The 18,278-nt window shown below is 41.7% G+C and carries 18 protein-coding genes; 8 read left to right on the top strand and 10 right to left on the bottom strand.

What is annotated here, in order from left to right; translation table 11 throughout:
- Window positions 1-684 precede the first annotated feature (684 nt).
- Genes arnB through arnF form a run of 7 tightly spaced genes read left to right on the top strand, consistent with a single transcriptional unit; the run spans window position 685 to window position 8,216 of the window.
- Window positions 685-1,848, top strand: coding sequence for a UDP-4-amino-4-deoxy-L-arabinose aminotransferase (gene arnB / locus G3R48_RS12655; protein WP_153665557.1), 1,164 nt, complete (start codon window positions 685-687; stop codon window positions 1,846-1,848).
- A gap of 2 nt (window positions 1,849-1,850) precedes the next feature.
- Complete coding sequence (gene arnC, locus G3R48_RS12660; protein WP_153665555.1) at window positions 1,851-2,840, top strand: undecaprenyl-phosphate 4-deoxy-4-formamido-L-arabinose transferase; 990 nt, start codon at window positions 1,851-1,853, stop codon at window positions 2,838-2,840.
- A 41-nt stretch (window positions 2,841-2,881) separates the two neighbouring features.
- Window positions 2,882-4,864: a bifunctional UDP-4-amino-4-deoxy-L-arabinose formyltransferase/UDP-glucuronic acid oxidase ArnA gene (gene arnA, locus G3R48_RS12665; protein WP_153665553.1), complete on the top strand. Its 1,983-nt coding sequence runs from the start codon at window positions 2,882-2,884 to the stop codon at window positions 4,862-4,864.
- Window positions 4,861-5,781 carry a 4-deoxy-4-formamido-L-arabinose-phosphoundecaprenol deformylase gene (gene arnD / locus G3R48_RS12670; RefSeq protein ID WP_153665551.1) on the top strand — a complete coding sequence of 307 codons (921 nt, stop codon included), beginning with the start codon at window positions 4,861-4,863 and terminating at the stop codon, window positions 5,779-5,781. The genes arnA and arnD overlap by 4 nt, the downstream gene beginning before the upstream one ends.
- A gap of 11 nt (window positions 5,782-5,792) precedes the next feature.
- Window positions 5,793-7,436 (top strand): lipid IV(A) 4-amino-4-deoxy-L-arabinosyltransferase, encoded by a 1,644-nt coding sequence (arnT, locus tag G3R48_RS12675; RefSeq protein ID WP_153665549.1) that lies wholly within the window; start codon window positions 5,793-5,795, stop codon window positions 7,434-7,436.
- Between the two features lie 4 nt (window positions 7,437-7,440).
- The gene (locus G3R48_RS12680) at window positions 7,441-7,794 is read left to right on the top strand and encodes an EamA family transporter (RefSeq protein ID WP_153665547.1); all 354 of its coding nucleotides are present in this window, start codon (window positions 7,441-7,443) and stop codon (window positions 7,792-7,794) included.
- Window positions 7,788-8,216 (top strand): 4-amino-4-deoxy-L-arabinose-phosphoundecaprenol flippase subunit ArnF, encoded by a 429-nt coding sequence (gene arnF, locus G3R48_RS12685; protein WP_153665545.1) that lies wholly within the window; start codon window positions 7,788-7,790, stop codon window positions 8,214-8,216. The genes G3R48_RS12680 and arnF overlap by 7 nt, the downstream gene beginning before the upstream one ends.
- Before the next feature lie 109 nt (window positions 8,217-8,325).
- Here arnF and G3R48_RS12690 read toward each other — a convergent pair whose 3' ends face one another.
- Window positions 8,326-9,492, bottom strand: a complete 1,167-nt coding sequence (locus G3R48_RS12690; protein WP_153665542.1) for a nucleotide sugar dehydrogenase — start codon at window positions 9,490-9,492, stop codon at window positions 8,326-8,328.
- A gap of 172 nt (window positions 9,493-9,664) precedes the next feature.
- Here G3R48_RS12690 and G3R48_RS12695 point away from each other — a divergent pair, with 172 nt between their 5' ends.
- On the top strand, window positions 9,665-10,201 hold the full coding sequence (locus tag G3R48_RS12695) for a gamma carbonic anhydrase family protein (protein WP_153665541.1): 537 nt from the start codon (window positions 9,665-9,667) through the stop codon (window positions 10,199-10,201).
- A gap of 213 nt (window positions 10,202-10,414) precedes the next feature.
- On the opposite strand, the gene G3R48_RS12700 is transcribed toward G3R48_RS12695, so the two are convergent.
- The 9 genes from G3R48_RS12700 to dprA form a co-directional block, all read right to left on the bottom strand.
- Window positions 10,415-10,693: a DUF1488 family protein gene (locus tag G3R48_RS12700; protein ID WP_194823908.1), complete on the bottom strand. Its 279-nt coding sequence runs from the start codon at window positions 10,691-10,693 to the stop codon at window positions 10,415-10,417.
- A 15-nt stretch (window positions 10,694-10,708) separates the two neighbouring features.
- Complete coding sequence (gene aroE, locus G3R48_RS12705) at window positions 10,709-11,527, bottom strand: shikimate dehydrogenase (protein ID WP_153665537.1); 819 nt, start codon at window positions 11,525-11,527, stop codon at window positions 10,709-10,711.
- A 50-nt stretch (window positions 11,528-11,577) separates the two neighbouring features.
- Complete coding sequence (locus tag G3R48_RS12710; RefSeq protein WP_153665535.1) at window positions 11,578-12,816, bottom strand: amidohydrolase family protein; 1,239 nt, start codon at window positions 12,814-12,816, stop codon at window positions 11,578-11,580.
- An 11-nt stretch (window positions 12,817-12,827) separates the two neighbouring features.
- Window positions 12,828-14,210 carry an amidohydrolase gene (locus tag G3R48_RS12715; protein WP_153665533.1) on the bottom strand — a complete coding sequence of 461 codons (1,383 nt, stop codon included), beginning with the start codon at window positions 14,208-14,210 and terminating at the stop codon, window positions 12,828-12,830.
- 297 nt (window positions 14,211-14,507) lie between these two features.
- A complete protein-coding gene (gene hemF, locus G3R48_RS12720; protein WP_212593348.1) occupies window positions 14,508-15,461 on the bottom strand; it encodes an oxygen-dependent coproporphyrinogen oxidase in 954 nt (317 codons plus the stop codon).
- Window positions 15,462-15,465: 4 nt separating this feature from the next.
- The gene (gene tsaC / locus G3R48_RS12725) at window positions 15,466-16,032 is read right to left on the bottom strand and encodes an L-threonylcarbamoyladenylate synthase type 1 TsaC (protein WP_153665529.1); all 567 of its coding nucleotides are present in this window, start codon (window positions 16,030-16,032) and stop codon (window positions 15,466-15,468) included.
- A gap of 69 nt (window positions 16,033-16,101) precedes the next feature.
- Window positions 16,102-16,665, bottom strand: a complete 564-nt coding sequence (locus G3R48_RS12730; RefSeq protein WP_153665527.1) for a DNA topoisomerase family protein — start codon at window positions 16,663-16,665, stop codon at window positions 16,102-16,104.
- Between the two features lie 64 nt (window positions 16,666-16,729).
- A complete protein-coding gene (locus G3R48_RS12735; RefSeq protein WP_153665525.1) occupies window positions 16,730-17,203 on the bottom strand; it encodes a DUF494 family protein in 474 nt (157 codons plus the stop codon).
- Between the two features lie 2 nt (window positions 17,204-17,205).
- Window positions 17,206-18,222 (bottom strand): DNA-processing protein DprA, encoded by a 1,017-nt coding sequence (gene dprA / locus G3R48_RS12740; RefSeq protein ID WP_153665523.1) that lies wholly within the window; start codon window positions 18,220-18,222, stop codon window positions 17,206-17,208.
- Window positions 18,223-18,278 lie beyond the last annotated feature (56 nt).

Genomic DNA, 18,278 nt, shown 5'->3' on the forward strand with positions numbered 1-18,278 from the left:
GCAGAAGCTGTTATGCCGTGTCAGTGGATGCGCATTATAGGCAGATTTGAGAACGGCGCAAGGGCTTTTTTGAAGTAATTTAGCAAAAGTGATTCAACAGATGTTTTTTTGGACTAAACGTGCAAAAAAGGGGCGAATCGCCCCTTTTTATCGTAATAATATCGCTATCGACCAAAGAATCGCGTTTCTTGTTTTGCCCCTCACGCTATAGGGCATTCTATTTGTAATGATGCAGATGGTATTAACAAGCACAAAGTAGCGGGCTGTTTGATTAGATTCTTCTTATTTAGATTAAACATCTTCCATCGAAGCTTTCAATATCTGATAACTTATATACCCTACTGTTAATAGAGCTCTGGCTATAAATATCATTTATCACCCACTCTTTAATCATAGTTTTAGAAGCTTTTGGTATTGAGTGCCTACATTATTGATAATAGATGATGATGGTAACGACAATCTGCTGTGTTTGCACGATAGAGCATCAGAGCATCTATCACCCATATTCCAGTTATCACATTTTTTGAACAAAAATAGCCTCTTTTTCATCTTTAATTAAGTTTTGCCTCTTCTATGGAAGTAAGAAACCGATATAATCGATCATTACGCTCTGTGGTGAGATACATATGAAGATTGGAACACCCTGTCTTTATTTGGTCAAATTTGACAATTAATGGGTTTAAAATGAATCAACAATTTCTTCCTTTATGTCGACCTGCTGTCGATGAGCAAGACATTCAAGCTGTCGTCGATGTTTTACGTTCCGGTTGGATCACTACCGGCCCGAAAAGTGCTGCGTTAGAGCAACAAGTAAAAGAATACACTCATACAGAGCATGTAGTTTCACTCAGTAGCGCATCGGCAGGTATGCATTTAGTGTTACTTGCTTTGGGAATTGGACCTGGCGATGAAGTCATCACCCCGTCATTAACTTGGGTTTCCACCATTAACCTCATTACACTAATAGGGGCTAAGCCTGTCTTTGTTGATGTTGATGCTGATACATTAATGACAGATGCACAATTGATTGAGCCGTTAATCACACCGCGCACTAAAGCGATAATTCCTGTCCACTATGCGGGGGCGAGTTTGGACTTGAACGCCCTTTATGCATTAGGTGAAAAATATAATCTGCCAATTATTGAAGATGCAGCCCATGCGATGGGATGTAAGTATAAAGGCCGCCCAATAGGCCAAACCGGTACTTGTTTATTTTCTTTGCATGCCATCAAAAATATCACCACAGCAGAAGGCGGATTATTAACGACTCATGATGCTGCACTTGCAGAGCGAGTTAGACGCTTAAAGTTCCATGGTTTAGGCGTTGATGCTTTTGACCGTGAAACACAAGGTCGTGCACCTCAAGCTGAAGTCATTGAGCCCGGTTTCAAATATAACATGCCTGATATCTGCGCAGTTTTAGCATTAGGGCAATTATCTCGGATTGAGCAAATCACCAATAAACGCACTCTTTTAGCGCAACATTACCGCAGGCAATTACAACAACTTATTGGCTTTACCCCCTTAAGTGTCCCCACACACCCTCATACCCATTGTTGGCATTTATTAATAGTACGAGTGGATCAATCAAAAGCGGGCATCAATAGAGATGAACTGATCGCTCATTTGAAAGTCGAAGGCATTGGCGCAGGTATTCACTTTAAAGCGGCGCATACGCAAAAGTATTATCGCGAGAATTACGACACTAAGTTTGGGGCAATTACCCCTAACTTGGTCAACACCGAATTTAACAGCGAACAAATTTGCTCTTTACCCTTATTCCCTGAAATGGAAATAGAAGATGTAGATAGAGTAATCAGCGCAATAAAAACCATTGTTGGACAATAAACATGAAGCATAACCAAAGCATCGACTTCGTTTCGATTGTGATTCCGGTATACAACGAAGAAGCCACACTGCCTGAATTATTAAGACGCACATTAACAGCCGCTAACTCAATGAATAAGCACTTTGAACTGATTCTAATTGATGATGGCAGCCGCGATAAAAGTGCAGAGCTGATTGAAGCCGCAGCAGCTGAGCAAGATAGCCATGTCGTTGGGATTATATTAAACCGTAATTATGGCCAACACAGCGCAATAATGGCAGGGTTTGAACATGTTAGAGGTGACTTAATCATTACCTTAGATGCTGACTTACAAAACCCGCCTGAAGAAATCCCTAATTTAGTTGCTAAAGCAGAAGAAGGTTTTGACTCTGTTGGAACGGTTCGTCGTAATCGTCAAGACAGTCGTCTTCGTCGTTACCCTTCTAAACTCATCAACAAACTCGTTAAGCGCTCAACCGGTGTAGAAATGAATGACTACGGCTGCATGTTACGCGCTTACCGTCGTCATGTAGTTGACGCCATGCTTGAGTGTCATGAACGCAGCACCTTTATTCCAATTCTAGCCAACGGCTTTGCTAGAAATACAGCGGAAATAGATGTTCATCATGATGAACGCGCAGCAGGTGAATCTAAATACAGCTTTTTAAGCCTCATCAATTTGATGTTTGACCTACTGACCAGCATGACCACCGCCCCATTACGTATGTTAAGTATTGTTGGCGGCGGAATAGCGGCAATAGGACTTCTGTTAGCGACCTTTTTAATGATATTGCGTGTGATATATGGCGCAGCTTGGGGCGTTGATGGTGTTTTCCCACTTTTCTCTGTGTTGTTTATTTTCATTGGTGCGCAATTTGTCGGTTTAGGATTATTAGGCGAATACATTGGCCGAATTTATTCTGATGTAAGAGCCAGACCAAGATATTACGTGCAAGACATCCTTGTTGGTGAAGCCACAAAAGATGCACGCGAATCAGACGAAAACAAATAATCACCATAAATTTTATATTTTAACTTTTGTAAGGAAATTCTATGAAAGCAGTCGTTTTTGCTTATCACAACATTGGTTGCGCAGCTATTAAGAGCATGCTTGAAAGTGGTGTTGAAATTGCCGCCGTTTTCACTCATGTTGATGACGCTAATGAAAATGTCTTTTTTGAATCAGTTGCCAAGCTTGCTGCTAACAAAGGCATTCCTGTTTTTGCACCTGAAGATGTTAACCATCCTTTATGGATTGAAAAAATCAAAAAGATGGCACCAGATGCCTTATTCTCTTTTTACTACCGTCATATGTTGAGTCAAGAAATTCTGGATATCGCCCCTAAAGGCGGGTTCAATTTACACGGCTCATTGTTACCACACTATCGCGGCCGCGCACCTATCAATTGGGTGCTAGTTAATGGTGAAACGCAAACAGGTGTCACTTTACACACCATGACAGCTAAACCTGATGCTGGCGATATTGTCGCTCAACAAAAAATTGCTATCTCTGATACCGATACTGCGGCAACCTTACATCATTCAATGACCCAGGTAGCCAGCCAGTTATTGGCAGAGACGCTGCCAAAAATTGTTAATGGTAGTCATACATTAACGAAGCAAGATGCAAACCAAGCAAGTTACTTTGGCCGCCGCACGCCTGCTGACGGTGAAATAAAGTGGACTAATGATTCACGCACCGTGTTCAACTTAATTCGTGCGGTTACCGAACCCTTCCCTGGTGCATTTTCATTCTTAGGCGAACGTAAAGTTATTATTTGGAGTGCAACTGCATCACAAAAAAGTTATGACGTAACCCCTGGTAGCATTGTAGAAACTAAGCCATTAACAATTGCATGTGCTCAAGGTTCAATTGTTGTTAATGCCGGTCAAACTGAAAACGGCTTATTCCTTAGCGGCGATCAACTGTCAACCGAAATGCACCTTGTTGCTGGCATGCGTTTTGGCCCACAAGCGAGTGCTGTCATTGCTGCAACTCGCCGCAAAAAAGTATTAATCATGGGGGCAAATGGCTTTATTGGTAATCATTTAACCAAGCGTTTGCTCGATGATGGTCAATACGAAATTTACGCTATGGATATGAGCTCAAATCAAATTGAGCAGCATTTAGCTCACCCTGATTTTCACTTCGTTGAAGGTGACATCACTATTCATAACGAATGGATTGAATACCACATTAAGAAGTGTGACATCGTATTGCCGCTAGTTGCGATTGCAACACCAATTGAATACACACGTAATCCATTAAAAGTATTCGAATTAGATTTTGAAGAAAACTTAAAAATTGTCCGTGCATGTGTCAAATACAACAAACGCATTATCTTCCCATCAACGTCTGAAGTTTACGGCATGTGTACTGATGAAGAATTTAATGAGGATACATCGCCACTAATTACCGGTCCAATTAATCGTCAACGTTGGATTTACTCAACCTCAAAGCAATTACTTGACCGAGTTATCTGGGCATACGGCAAAAAAGACAACTTAAAATTCACTTTGTTCCGTCCATTTAACTGGATGGGCCCACGTCTAGATAGCTTAAATTCAGCTCGTGTTGGCTCAAGCCGTGCAATCACTCAGCTGATTCTGAACTTAGTTGAAGGTACTCCAATTAAGTTAATCGATGGTGGCGAACAAAAACGTTGTTTCACAGATATTTCAGAAGCCATTGAAGCGTTATTCCGTGTAATTGAAAACAAAGATAACTTATGTGACAGCCAAATTATTAATATTGGCTCGCCAGATAACGAAGCCAGCATTAAAGTCATGGCAGAAACCTTAGTACAGAAGTTTGAACAACATCCTTTACGTGATCAATTCCCGCCATTTGCAGGTTATAACCTAGTGGAAAGCCAGTCTTTCTATGGTGACGGTTATCAAGACGTGCAACATCGCCGTCCTAGTATTGCAAATGCGAAGAAATTGCTTAACTGGGAACCTAAGATCATGATGGATCAAACCATTGAAGATACTTTAGATTTCTTCTTAAAAACTGCTGTTGAAGAGCAAAAATGAGCCAACAACCAGTAACGAAAGTCGGTCTTAGGATTGATGTTGATACTTATCGAGGCACCCGTTTAGGGGTGCCGAAGTTATTGTCATTGTTTGCAAAGCATGACATCAAGGCATCATTTTTCTTTACTGTTGGCCCAGATAACATGGGACGTCATATTTGGCGTCTTTTGCGCCCTGCATTTTTAAAAAAGATGCTGCGCTCAAAAGCGGCCAGTTTGTACGGATGGGATATTCTTATTCGTGGCACCCTTTGGCCAGGCCCTATCATCGGTAAAAAGCTAAAACATATCATTAGTGCAGCTCATCAAGCAGGTCATGAAATGGGGCTCCATTCATGGGACCACCACAAGTGGCAAATGAAAACCGATTTTATGTCAGCTGAGCAATTACACGACGAAATAAAAAAAGGTCATGACCTGTTAACAAACCTGATTGGCGAGTCGCTTTCAAGCAGTGCTGTTGCCGGTTGGCGTTGTACTGAGCAAACTTTAGTTGAAAAGCAAAAGTTTGCCTTTCAATACAACAGTGATTGTCGGGGTGAATCGATTTTTATTCCCGGTAAAGGTTTAACACCGCAAATACCTGTGACGCTGCCAACATACGATGAGCTTATCGGCCAAGGTAATATTGACCAACAAAACTACAATGATGAAATTATCAAGCGCATTTCATCTAGCAAACTTAATGTCTATACCATTCATGCGGAAGTAGAAGGCATTGTGTGCGCCGATATGTTTGAAGAGTTAATAGTAAAAGCTCGCGCTCAAAATATTGAATTTGTTCCTTTAATTGAATTACTCGATGATTGTGACAAATTAAGTTTACCGCAAGACTCAATTGTTAATATTGAGCTTGAAGGACGTGAAGGTTGGTTAACTCATCAACGTTCAATGGTTGAAAAAACTGCAAATTCTTAATTGGATGAAGAATGGCTAAATATAAAATTAATCTAGCGGTCATTGTGCCGCTATTTTTTATCGCGTTATATATCTTACCCCTTGGCATGCGTGACCTATGGTCTCCAGACGAGTTACGTTATGCCGAAATCGCCCGCGAGATGGTACACAATAATAATTGGGTAGTTCCCACCTTCAATGACATTAGGTATTTTGAAAAACCTATTATGGGCCATTGGATGAATGCTATTTCTCAGGTGATTTTTGGCGAAAATAATTTCTCTGCCCGTTTTGCATCGGCGTTTAGCACCTTTGGCGCGGCTTTTTGTCTGTTTTTATTAGTGGCAAGGTTTGCTAATAGACAACAAGCGTGGGTAACCACCGCAGTATTCCTGAGTTTATTCTTAGTCATTAATTTAGGCTCTTACAGCGTACTTGATGGCATGCTAAACATGTGGCTCACCGCTGCATTTACCGCCTTTTTCTATGCCGCTGACTCACCCACAAGTCGATCAAGAGTAAAGTATTATGGTTTGGCTGGGCTATTTTGTGCGTTTGCATTACTCACAAAAGGGTTCTTGGCACTCGCATTACCGGTGATTGTTGTGGTGCCATTTATGATTTGGCAAAAGCAGCTAAAAGATATCCTCAAATGGGGTTGGTGGGTCATGTTGGTGGCGTTAATTGTCACCCTGCCATGGGCATTAGCCATTCATGCCGCAGAGCCTGACTTTTGGCATTACTTTTTCTGGATTGAGCATATACAACGTTTTGCCGCTGAAGATGCACAACATGCATCTCCATTTTGGTATTACATGCCATTTTTATTGCTTGGCACTATACCGTGGCTATTTGTTGTCCCAAGTGCACTAAAGCACCTTTCAGGACAATGGGACTCGCGTTTAATTCGCTACGCGATTTTGTGGGCGGTTATTCCCTTTGTATTTTTCTCTATTGCAAAGGGCAAGCTGGCCACCTATATATTGCCGTGCATGGCGCCAATAGCGATTATTTTAGCTCAAGGCATTATTGCCGCTATTAAGCAAAAATCCAAAAGCTTTACTGTCGGTTCTTGGGTGAATGCGGGATTTTTCTTTGTCGTGGCCGCTGCGGTATTAATCCTGTTTTACATGGGCAAACTTCCGCTAACAGCAGATGAAACCTATCGACCATGGTTATTGGCATTTGTCCTTGTTTCATGGGGAAGCTTAGCCATTGTCGCCATTAAGGTGACTAGCCTTGAAGCAAAAGTCACCAGTTACATGTTAATGCCGTTAAGTTTATTTTTATTAGTTTGGGCCATTATTCCTAACATTAGTATTGATGGGAAAATGCCAGAAAGAGTGCTCAACCAAGTGAGTTCTTTAATTACTGAAAATACGGTATTAATGGCCGACCACCCAAGTTCAATGTCGGCATTTAGTTGGTACTTTAAGCGTGACGATGTGTATCTAACCGGTGCTAAAGGTGAGCTAACTTATGGGTTAAATTACTCTGACTCTAGCCATCGTTATGTGGCTGAAGATGATTTAAACCATTTTATTCGCCACCAGCAACAACAGCACTCGGTGATGATTTTATTCCGAGAAAGAGAAACACCAGACCACTTGACGCCACCAGACGAAAAAGTGGTACGAGGTAAGTATCGCGTGTATTACTATAAAAAAGATCAGTAACCTGATGACGCTAATTTTATTTTGCTTGTCGGTTATCGCAAGTTCTTTGAGCCAGTATTGGCAAAAACGCGCCTCTGCTTTTTTAGAGGCGCAGCCAACACTGAGCTTAAGTCAAAAGCTCTTTAACAAGCCTATCATCCTCAGTATTTTGTTCTTAGGTTTGGGCGCGTTAACTTGGCTTGCGGTACTAACTGATTGGGAAGTTTCAACCGCGTATCCACTATTGAGCATTAACTTTATCGTTATGCTGGTAATGTCAAAGTACTGTTTTAATGAAGTCATTGCGCTGAAACAATGGCTTGGCGTGGCATTTATCATGGTTGGAGTGGCACTACTTAGCGGAGGTATTGCATGGTAGTTAACGCTAAAAACAACCAAGGTATTGTGTTGGCTCTAGTGAGTGTTATGTTAATTTCTACGGCGCAATTAGCCATGAAATGGGGCATGGGGTCGCTTAATCAATTATGGCCACAACTGCAATTATTGGTAAGCCCATTAGAGTTACTGGCCATCATTAAGCTTAGTTATATAAGTTTAAGTGCTGTATTAGTCGGCCTGTGTTGTTATGCTTTATCAATGCTGTGTTGGGTGATGGCATTAAAGCATTTACCACTTTCAACGGCTTACCCTATTTTAAGCTTAAGTTACGTTTTAGTGTACTTAGGCGCAATTAGCTTACCTTGGCTTAATGAAGCAGTAAGCAGCGCTAAAATGCTCGGCATTGGCTTTATTCTATTGGGTTTATATTTAGCTATTCCGCAAAAACGTAGTATTCATTAAGCTTAGTGTCAGAGTCACTCGACATCTACTCGCGCTTTATGCTTTAGAGTTTAAAACAAAAAACGCATTCAATTGAATGCGTTTTTTATTGGTTCATCTGCAACGGTAATTAGTCAGAACCAAATAGGTCGCGAGTATAAACCTTGTCTTCTACGTCCAATAAATCATCCATCATTCTATTCGATACAATTACATCAGACTGTTGTTTAAAGTCATTAAGGTCACGTACTACAGTAGAATTAAAATAACTGTCTTGTTCCATTACGGGTTCGTAAATCACCACATTAATGCCTTTGGCTTTAATGCGTTTCATAATTCCTAGTATTGACGATGCTCGGAAATTATCTGATCCAGTTTTCATAATTAACCGATATAACCCTACCGTTTGTGGCTTACGCTTTAATATTGACTCAGCAATAAAGTCTTTACGCGTGGTATTGGCGTCGACAATCGCGCCAATAATGTTATTAGGCACATCTTGATAGTTGGCCAACAACTGTTTGGTGTCTTTGGGCAAGCAATAACCACCATAACCAAAAGATGGATTATTGTAATGAGAGCCAATACGCGGGTCTAAACCAACACCTTCAATAATCTGCCGTGAAGACAATCCAAGGCTTTCGGCATACGTATCAAGCTCATTAAAATAAGCCACCCGCATTGCTAGGTATGTATTTGAAAATAATTTAATCGCTTCGGCTTCGGTGTCATCAGTAAATAATACGGGTACATCTTTTTTAATCGCCCCTTCCACTAATAACCCAGCAAACATCTCGGCGCGGGGTGAGCGCTCACCAATCACTATTCGCGACGGGAACAAGTTGTCATGTATCGCCCGTCCCTCACGTAAAAATTCAGGCGAGAAAATAATATTGGCATGTGCTAAGTGCTGCTTTAATGTTTTAGTGTAGCCCACTGGCACGGTTGATTTGATCACGATGATAGCGTGTGGATTAATTTCAATCACATCTTTAATAACCGACTCTACTGAGCTGGTATTAAAATAATTGGTTTCAGGGTCATAATCAGTGGGAGTAGCAACTATGACATAGTCAGCACCAACAAAAGCTTGATGCTTATCTAACGTTGCAGTTAAATTTAATTCCTTATTTTTGAGAAAATCCTCAGCTTCATTATCCACAATAGGAGAAATACGTTGATTAAGTTGTTCAACGCGAGTGGGGTTGATATCAAATGCAACAACTTCATTATGTTGCGCAAGAATAATGGCATTGGATAAACCAACATAACCTGTTCCAGCAATAACAATCTTCATAAACGACTATACCTAGCCTAAGAGCCTTAATTGAAATCAGTGTAATAAATTACTATGACAACAAACAAGTCAAACTCAACAAAGCACAGATTTAACCTTAAAAACCCATAATCATGATAACATTGGCGTAATATTGTCCATCCAAAAATGATATAAAATCAAAGGAAACTCCATGGTTCAGTCACTTCGCGCATACAAAGGCATTTCTCCACAATTTGATTCCAGTGTCTATATCGATGAAGCCTGTGTGTTGGTAGGCGATATCCGTTTAGCAACAGATGCCAGTATTTGGCCGTTAGTTGCAGCCCGTGGTGACGTGAATGTTATTCGCATTGGTGAACGCTCTAATGTTCAAGATGGGTCGGTACTTCATGTTACTCGTAAATCAGCAGCTAAGCCCAATGGCCATCCGTTAATTATTGGTGATGACGTCACTATCGGGCATAAGGCCATGCTTCATGGTTGCCAAGTGGGTAATCGGGTTTTGGTTGGTATGGGCGCGGTGATTTTAGATGGGGTTGTTATTGAAGATGACGTCATGGTTGCAGCTGGTAGCGTAGTGCCACCAAATAAAACCTTAGTGAGTGGTTTTTTGTATATGGGCAACCCTTGTAAGCAAGCACGCGCATTAACTGATGCTGAAATCGCATTTTTGGCACAATCGGCAGATAATTATGTTCGTTTAAAAAATGAATATTTGCAGGATTAGCATGCGCTAGCCGCTTATGATGTAACAATTAAAAGCGACCAAACTGGTCACTTTTAATTTGCCTCATTTATTTATGGCAACTTTTAAATAAATACGTTCACGCATTATTGGTAATTTATATCAAACACAATAACTCGTATTGTAGGTTGAACGTCAGTTAAACGCTTACTGCCGTCAGTTGTCGATAAAAACACATACTCACACAAACCATGGTTAGCAATTAATAATCACTTCACCAGCGTCATTAACACGTTCTTGCTTTATCAATGTTTCTGCTAAGTCTTCAATATCAAACCGTAATAACTCAAATAGCGCAGCTGCATTATCGGCATTAACCACATCTACCTGCTCAGAGCCAGTTAATTGCGCCAATTGAGATAAAACATCAAAGCCAATAATACAAGGTAACACCTGACCACTTTGCTGCGCATTAAACATCACCGAGTTTTCACTGATGGCCAGCTCATTATCAAATTGAATTGCTTGATTCATCATTTACCTTTGTTGTTATTGAGCCATTTGTAAGCGTAATTGGGCCATGGTGTCACTCATATTAGGTTTAACACCACGCCAGACATAAAAACTTTGCGCAGCTTGGCCAACTAACATCCCTAACCCATCAGCCACACTTTTAGCGCCTTGTGCACCTGCCCACTGATTAAACAGCGTGGTTTGCGCACTGTAGGTCATATCATAGCAATGGGTTTGAGCGTTAATTATCTCGCTTGGCAACGTAATCAGCTCGCCAGCTAATCCTGCTGATGTTGAATTGATAACAACATCAAATGGTTGAGATAGCTGTGCGATTTCACAAGCATTCACATCACCAATATCAGCAAAAATGGCAGCTAAAGCCTGCGCTTTGGTAAAGGTTCTATTGCAAAGTGTCACCTTCGCACCGGCATCGAGCAGTGGCTTGAGGCAACCGCGTGCAGCGCCACCAGCACCGACCAACAAAACTCGTTTATGCGTCAGTTCACCAAAATGCGCTTCTACATCCGTCACCAAACCAACACCGTCGGTATTATCACCACGAATACGTCCATCGGCTAACTTAATTAAGGTATTCACCGCCCCAGAAAGCTGAGCCAACTCGCTCAGCTCATCACAAAGCTCAAAAGCCTGTTGCTTAAAAGGCGCGGTAACATTTGCCCCTTTTCCACCTTGGCCGAAGAATAATCTTAATGACTGAGGAAACTGATCCACGCCCGCCAATATAGCCTCGTAACTTAGGTTTTGCTGAGTTTGTGCGGCAAAATCCGTATGGATAAATGGCGACTTGCTTTGCGCTATCGGGTTGCCAAAGACGGCATACTTGTCGGTCATCAAAATTCCTAAAGTCAGTATGAATAGGTTTATCCTACTATCATACTCGCTTAGCGGGTATATGCTCTAGGCATGTTTGACTCAGTTGTGTAACGATCACGCAATTTATCATGACGACTTGTTGTGGATTGTTGTTCTCCACCAATCCACATGGTGTCAACTTGTGTCGAGTACTCAAATGGGTCACCGCTCCATAACACTAAGTCGGCTCGCTTACCAACAGCAACCACGCCGGCATCGATCTTAAATGTCGTTGCCGCATTCACGGTAACTGACTTTAATGCCGCGTTATAGTCCATACCGTTTGCAACGGCACTGCCAACAACATAACGTAACGCGTAAATACTATGAGCACCGTGTGAAGCAGTTAAGATGACTTTTACCCCCGCTTGTTGCAGTTTGGCAGCATTATCGAGTGAGTTATGCAGTGAATCAAAGCTCTCAGGTAAGTTTCGTAAACCATTCATCACCACAGGAACATTGGCCGCGGCAATTTGTGGCGCTATCAATACTGCATCTGCCGCGCCAATCAGCACTAGCTGTAATTGGAAATGCTGTTTTAATTTCAGTAACGTTAAAATATCACTGGCTCTATCCACCTTTACGGCCAAGATTTTATCGCCACTTAACACGGCATTGAGTATTTTAGACTCATCATTGACAGCGTCTGTATCTGCTTTATCTTTGTCATCGATAAGCGCTTGCTTAGCATCTTCAAGTTGAGTAAATAACGCTTGCATACCAACTGCGCGAGAACCCTCGTGTGACGCACCAAGGTGCACCACTAATGCTCCTTTGTTAGATAAGATACTGTCCCACTCACCATTCATTTGTGTATTAAAGGTTTGCCCAGCGAAAATCCCTTCACCGCCATCAGCGTTAACTACACTAGTCGTTAGACCGCCTTTACGTGCAAAGGCGATTGCCGTGCTTTTAGGGTTAAAAGCAAAACTGGGATCAAAGAGAATATCTATTTTATCGTCTCTAGTGTCGCGACTGTCTTTCACTTGACCCACTTCTACCAAACCAACGGTATTTAGCGCGCCAATAAAGCCTGGTGTAAGGATTTTCCCCTTACCATCGATAACCGTCTGTGCAGAAATAACACTAGGATTAATGGCAGTAATTTTACCGTTACCAAAAACAACCGTCGCATTATTAAGTACACCTGCGTCTGTTGCAGTATGCACGGTGACATTTTCTATCGCTACGCTTTGCGCCAATGCAGTAGTTGCCACTAAGGTACTGGCTACAGATAGCGCAACCATGGTGTGTTTTATTTTATTCATGGCATCGCTCCTTATTCTTGACCTAATAGAAAATCACTAATGGCTTGGTATTTTTCATCATCGCGGTCATAAACTTTAGCGCCATCAATAAATACTTTTTCAGCTTGTGCATAAACACTAAATGGATTGGTATTCCAAATAACGACATCAGCATTTTTGCCAGCTTGTAACGACCCCGTTTTGTCTGCCACACCTAATGACTTAGCCGCATTTGAGGTAATCCAACCAATGACATGCTCTTCTGTTAGCATAAAACCATTGGTATTGGCGCTATACATAATTTTGGCAGCTTCTTGGTTTAAACGCTGAATCGTGGTTGATGAGTCAGAATGCACAATAGCGCAAGCATTTTTAGCACTATCAACAATGGCAACATTTTCGATTACGGTGTCGTATGCTTCCATTTTAAATCCCCACCAATCGGGCCACATTGCAGCACAGTTGCCATTTTCACTGAGTAAGTCAGCAATTTTGTAAGCTTCAATCGCGTGGTGGAATGTACCTGAGTGGTAATTAAATTCTTTGCCTAAATCAATCATCATCGCCATCTCTTCAGCTTTATAGCAGTGGTTATGGATGATGATTTCCCCATCTAACACCCCTTTTAAGGTATCAAGGGTTAAGTCTCTGTTTGGCGCTTGTGGGTTTAAACCTTTGGCATAGTCTGCTTCATATTTATCCCAAGCCCGTTTGTACTGTGTCGCGTCAATAAATGCTTGGCGATAGCCAGCCATATTTCCCATTCGGGTCATTGGTGCTTGTTTACGTTTCCCGTATAAGCCTTTAGGATTTTCACCACAAGCCATTTTTAAACCATAAGGTGCTTGAGGAAACTTCATTGCCTGCATGGTTGTTGCCGGCATATTCTTCAAGGTCACACCTCGGCCGCCAATTAAGTTTGCTGAGCCTGGTAGAATTTGTAGCGTGGTCACGCCACCTGCACGGGCACGATTAAAGCCAGGATCTTGTGGCCAAACACTGTGCTCTGCCCATACCTCGGCGGTATTTGGAGAAGTCATCTCATTGCCATCACTGTGTGATTCAGCGCTAGGGCTTGGATAAACCCCTAAGTGAGAATGCACATCAATAATCCCCGGTGTAACCCATTTACCTTGCGCGTTGATCTCAATAGCATCTTTTGCAACGAGATCGACACCCACCGCACTGACTTTACCGTCAACCAATAACACATCAGCATTATTAAGGCGTTTGCCTGTACCGGTTAATACGGTGGCATTGGTAATTAACGTGCTTTGGCTAACAAGAGGTTGATAAGTACTAGGATAAGGATTTTTGTTAATTGTCACTTTTGGATCTTGTTGCTCTGTAGGTTGGCAACCCATCAAAACAATTGAAACCGCGATTGCAACCGCGCAAGAGGCGAATTTAGCCATGGAGCTCTCCTTGTTATTTTGCGTTAATTTAAACAAGTTGGCTGAGTAAATAAATACAATTTCATATTTATTTGGTTTCAAAACGTTAACAAAATATCAAATAATTGTTTTCATTTAAGATCACTTTAATTAATGGGCCTTCGCGAGTTCATTCATTCTGCATTTTTTCTTTTGGCTTCTCTGTGCAAAAGAGCTTCCCATGCTAAAAATGAATATTTAAGGCATAAAAAAACCTGAATATCTTTACGATATTCAGGCTTTCTTTACTGCTTATTTGTACACTAAGCGTTTAAGGGGCTAGTTCGCTTTTGCTAACCAATCTTGCGGTTTTAGATAAACCTCATACAGTTCAGCTTCTGGTGAGTCAGGCTCTGGCGTAAACCCGTATTCCCAGCGTACTAGAGGTGGCATTGACATTAATATCGACTCAGTTCGCCCGCCTGTTTGTAACCCAAATAAAGTGCCACGATCATAAACAAGGTTAAACTCAACATATCGACCACGACGATATAGTTGAAATTGACGTTCTTCATCTTGGTATTCAAGATCTTTATTGCGAGTAACAATGGGTTCGTAAGCATCAATAAAGCCACTGCCCACCGCCTGCATGAAAGCAAAGCTTTGCTCAAAACCAGCTTCATTGAGATCGTCAAAGAATAACCCACCTACACCGCGAGTTTCATTTCGATGAGGTAAGAAAAAATAATCATCACACCACTTTTTATATTTAGGGTAAGCCTCATCACCAAACGGCTGACAAATATCGTGCGCAGCTTGATGCCAACCAATCACATCTTCTTCAAATGGATAATACGGCGTTAAATCAAACCCGCCACCAAACCACCAAACCGGATCGGCACCCTCTTTCTCTGCAATAAAAAATCGCACATTTGCATGTGTTGTCGGTATATAAGGATTTTTAGGATGAATGACTAAGGACACGCCCATGGCTTCAAAACTACGCCCTGCCAGTTCAGGCCGATGCGCAGTTGCTGATGCAGGCATCGCATCTCCAGTAACATGGGAAAAATTAACCCCTGCTTGCTCAAAAATACCACCAGCGGTTAATACTCGACTGGCACCACCACCACCACCTTCTTCACGCTGCCAACTATCAACTTGAAACTGAGCTTTACCATCCAATGCTTCTAATCTTTCGCAAATAGTTTGTTGCAAGCCAATTAAGTACGCTTTTACTTCGTCAACATTTGGTTTTTTATTATTTTGGGTTGAGGAAAAGTTATGTGCCATAGTGTTAATTTCCATTTCGAAGGATTTTGCCACTGCGGGCATCTATGATGGTTGAAGGTTGCAATTGTTGACCTAAGTCCCCTAATACAACGGCATCAATTTTATCTTTAAAGTCAGTTAATACTTTTGGCAAGGTTAAAATGGGCTGCTCACCCGCTAAGTTAGCGCTTGTTGACACTAACGGCTTACCAATCGCCTGACAAATACGGTTTACAACAGGATGAGCCGAAACACGAACCGCAATAGAATCAAACTCACCTTTCAAAATAGGCAGTGTAGTTTCACCCACAGGCATAATAAAAGTAAACGGCCCTGGCCATTTTTGTTTGACCAACACCAATTGCTCAGCAGTTAACTGACTGAAGTCCACATATGCTTGTAGTTGATCGATTTCTGCTGCGACTAAAATTAAACCTTTTTTCCAGCAACGTTGCTTCACTTGAAGCAGCTTTTCTATCGCCTGTTTATTGTCAGGATCACAACCTAAGCCATAAACCGCTTCTGTTGGATAAGCAATTACCCCTCCATTTTCGATAAGGTTTCCAACCTCAAATGGCTGTAATTGTTGCATTTATTTTCCTTAATTATGCTGATGTTCTTAGGGTTTATGTACTCGTCGATTAGACCGATTGTCTGTAATCTAAATAACTTGTTTATATTTGCAGCTTTTTTGCGGGCATTCAAGACGATGCCCAGATGCGGTTTTACGCTCAACAAGTATACCGAAGCCACAATCGGGACAAGTTTGTGCAATTGGTGGGTAATTTACAATATATTTGCATTTGGGATAAGCACTACAAGAATAAAAGGTTTTCCCATAGCGACTCGTGCGCGACTCCATCACCCCAGATTCACAGTGAGGACAAGGTATCTTTACTTCAGTATTAGGTTGATTCGACTTTTCAATATGATGGCAATCAGGATAATTTGTGCACCCAATAAAAATACCAAACCTGCCTGACTTTATCGCCATTTCATGGCCACATTCAGGACATTGAGAACCGGCAATCACCTCAGTATCAATAGATTCATATTGCACTAAAGGGCGAGTATAATCACAACTGGGGTAATTATTACAGCCAACAAAACTGCCGTTTTTACTGTGCTTTAAAGCCAGCTCACCACCACATGTTGGGCAAAGCTCAAACTCTTTTGCCAGAGCATGTTCATGGGCATTAAACAATTGTTGGTCAATTTTCGACATCAGGTTCTCAATCTTATAATAAACGATCAAAAAAGGAGGCTTAGCCTCCTTAATTTATACCTCGTTACGAATGCAGCCTACTATCGGGCTGTTCGAAGATGAGGTCTTCCATTTGCTCATAAGCAGACTCATTTCCAGGCACATTGAATAGTACCATTAAAATAACCCACTTGAGGTCTTCTAACACTAACACGGGTTCATCTAGATCCATTACCCTATCAATTACCATCTCTCTAAGCTCTACATTAAGTACTTGTATTTGCTCTAAAAACAATAAAAAGCCACGGCAACTTACATCTAGTTTAATCATTTCATCTTTGGTATAAATGCGAAACGATTGTTGAGCATGATTGCAAAGATATGGTGTATCAGCTTCTTGCAAATCCGCTAAATGTTCTAACCAAGCTAATGCCTTTAAAATATCAACCTGATGGAATCCTGCACGAGTTAACTCTTTTGTTAGCTCGTCTTCATCAACCAATAGTTCGGCTTCACTATGAACATAGTTTTCAAATAAGTACATGAGGATATCAAACATGGCTAGCTCCTCTTTAATCTGACGTAACCACCGGGTACCGCGGTAACCCACCCTTGTAATTCAAGTTCAAGCATTTGTATTAACACCAGATCTAGCGATTGCCCACTATGTTCAACGACACGGTCTATCGTCGTTGTTTCATATCCTACACTAGCTAACAGGGGAGGAAATGGCAAACTACAATTACTCTTGGCTTCTATATGGTGACGCGCACGCACTTCTTCAAGGTGGTAGTGCGATAAACTCGTTAACTCTTCTATTATATCGGCCGCAGTCTCCACAAGTGTTGCCCCATTTCGAATTAACTCATGACAACCTTCATGATAACCACTTAACACTGACCCCGGGACAGCAAACACGTTACGATTTTGCTCCATGGCTAATCGCGCACTAATCAGTGAACCACTCTTTTGGGTCGCCTCAACCACAACCGTCCCAACAGAAAGTCCACTCACAATACGATTTCGCTTGGGAAAGTTACCCGCAAATGGCCCAACATCTGGCCATAACTCACTTATTACACAACCATTTTCTATAATATCTTGATATAAATAGCGATGGCGCTGTGGGTATATTTTTTCAAGACCAGAGCCTAATACCGCCATAGTTGAACCACCCGCGCTTATCGCGCCTCGGTGTGCAGCACCATCAATGCCTAATGCCATACCACTGGTTACGCTAAAACCCTCAATGGTTAATTGAGCCGCTAGCGTATTAGCCACCTCAATTCCGCCAGGGGAAGCATTGCGGCTTCCAACCAATGCAATACTTGGTAACAGTAGACTTGAGATATCGCCTTTAGCGAATAATAGTGGAGGAGGATCGATGATTTGAGCAAGCAGCGGAGGGTATAAAGGGTCAGACAAGGTAATAATATGGTGATGTTCATTGGCATTAAGCCAAGAGAGCGCCTGCTCAACTTTGTCGGGAGCGAGGCGCAACTTATTGATTAGCTGAGTGGGCAAAGGTAGAGTTTGTTTCTCAAACTCTAACCTTAACCGTAACTCCTCTACATCCATGTAAGTTAATAATTGCTTAATCCGGGCCGGTCCTAGCCCAGAAACTGCATAAACAA

The sequence above is a fragment of the Shewanella intestini genome, from assembly GCF_018221465.1.
Lineage (GTDB): Bacteria > Pseudomonadota > Gammaproteobacteria > Enterobacterales > Shewanellaceae > Shewanella > Shewanella intestini.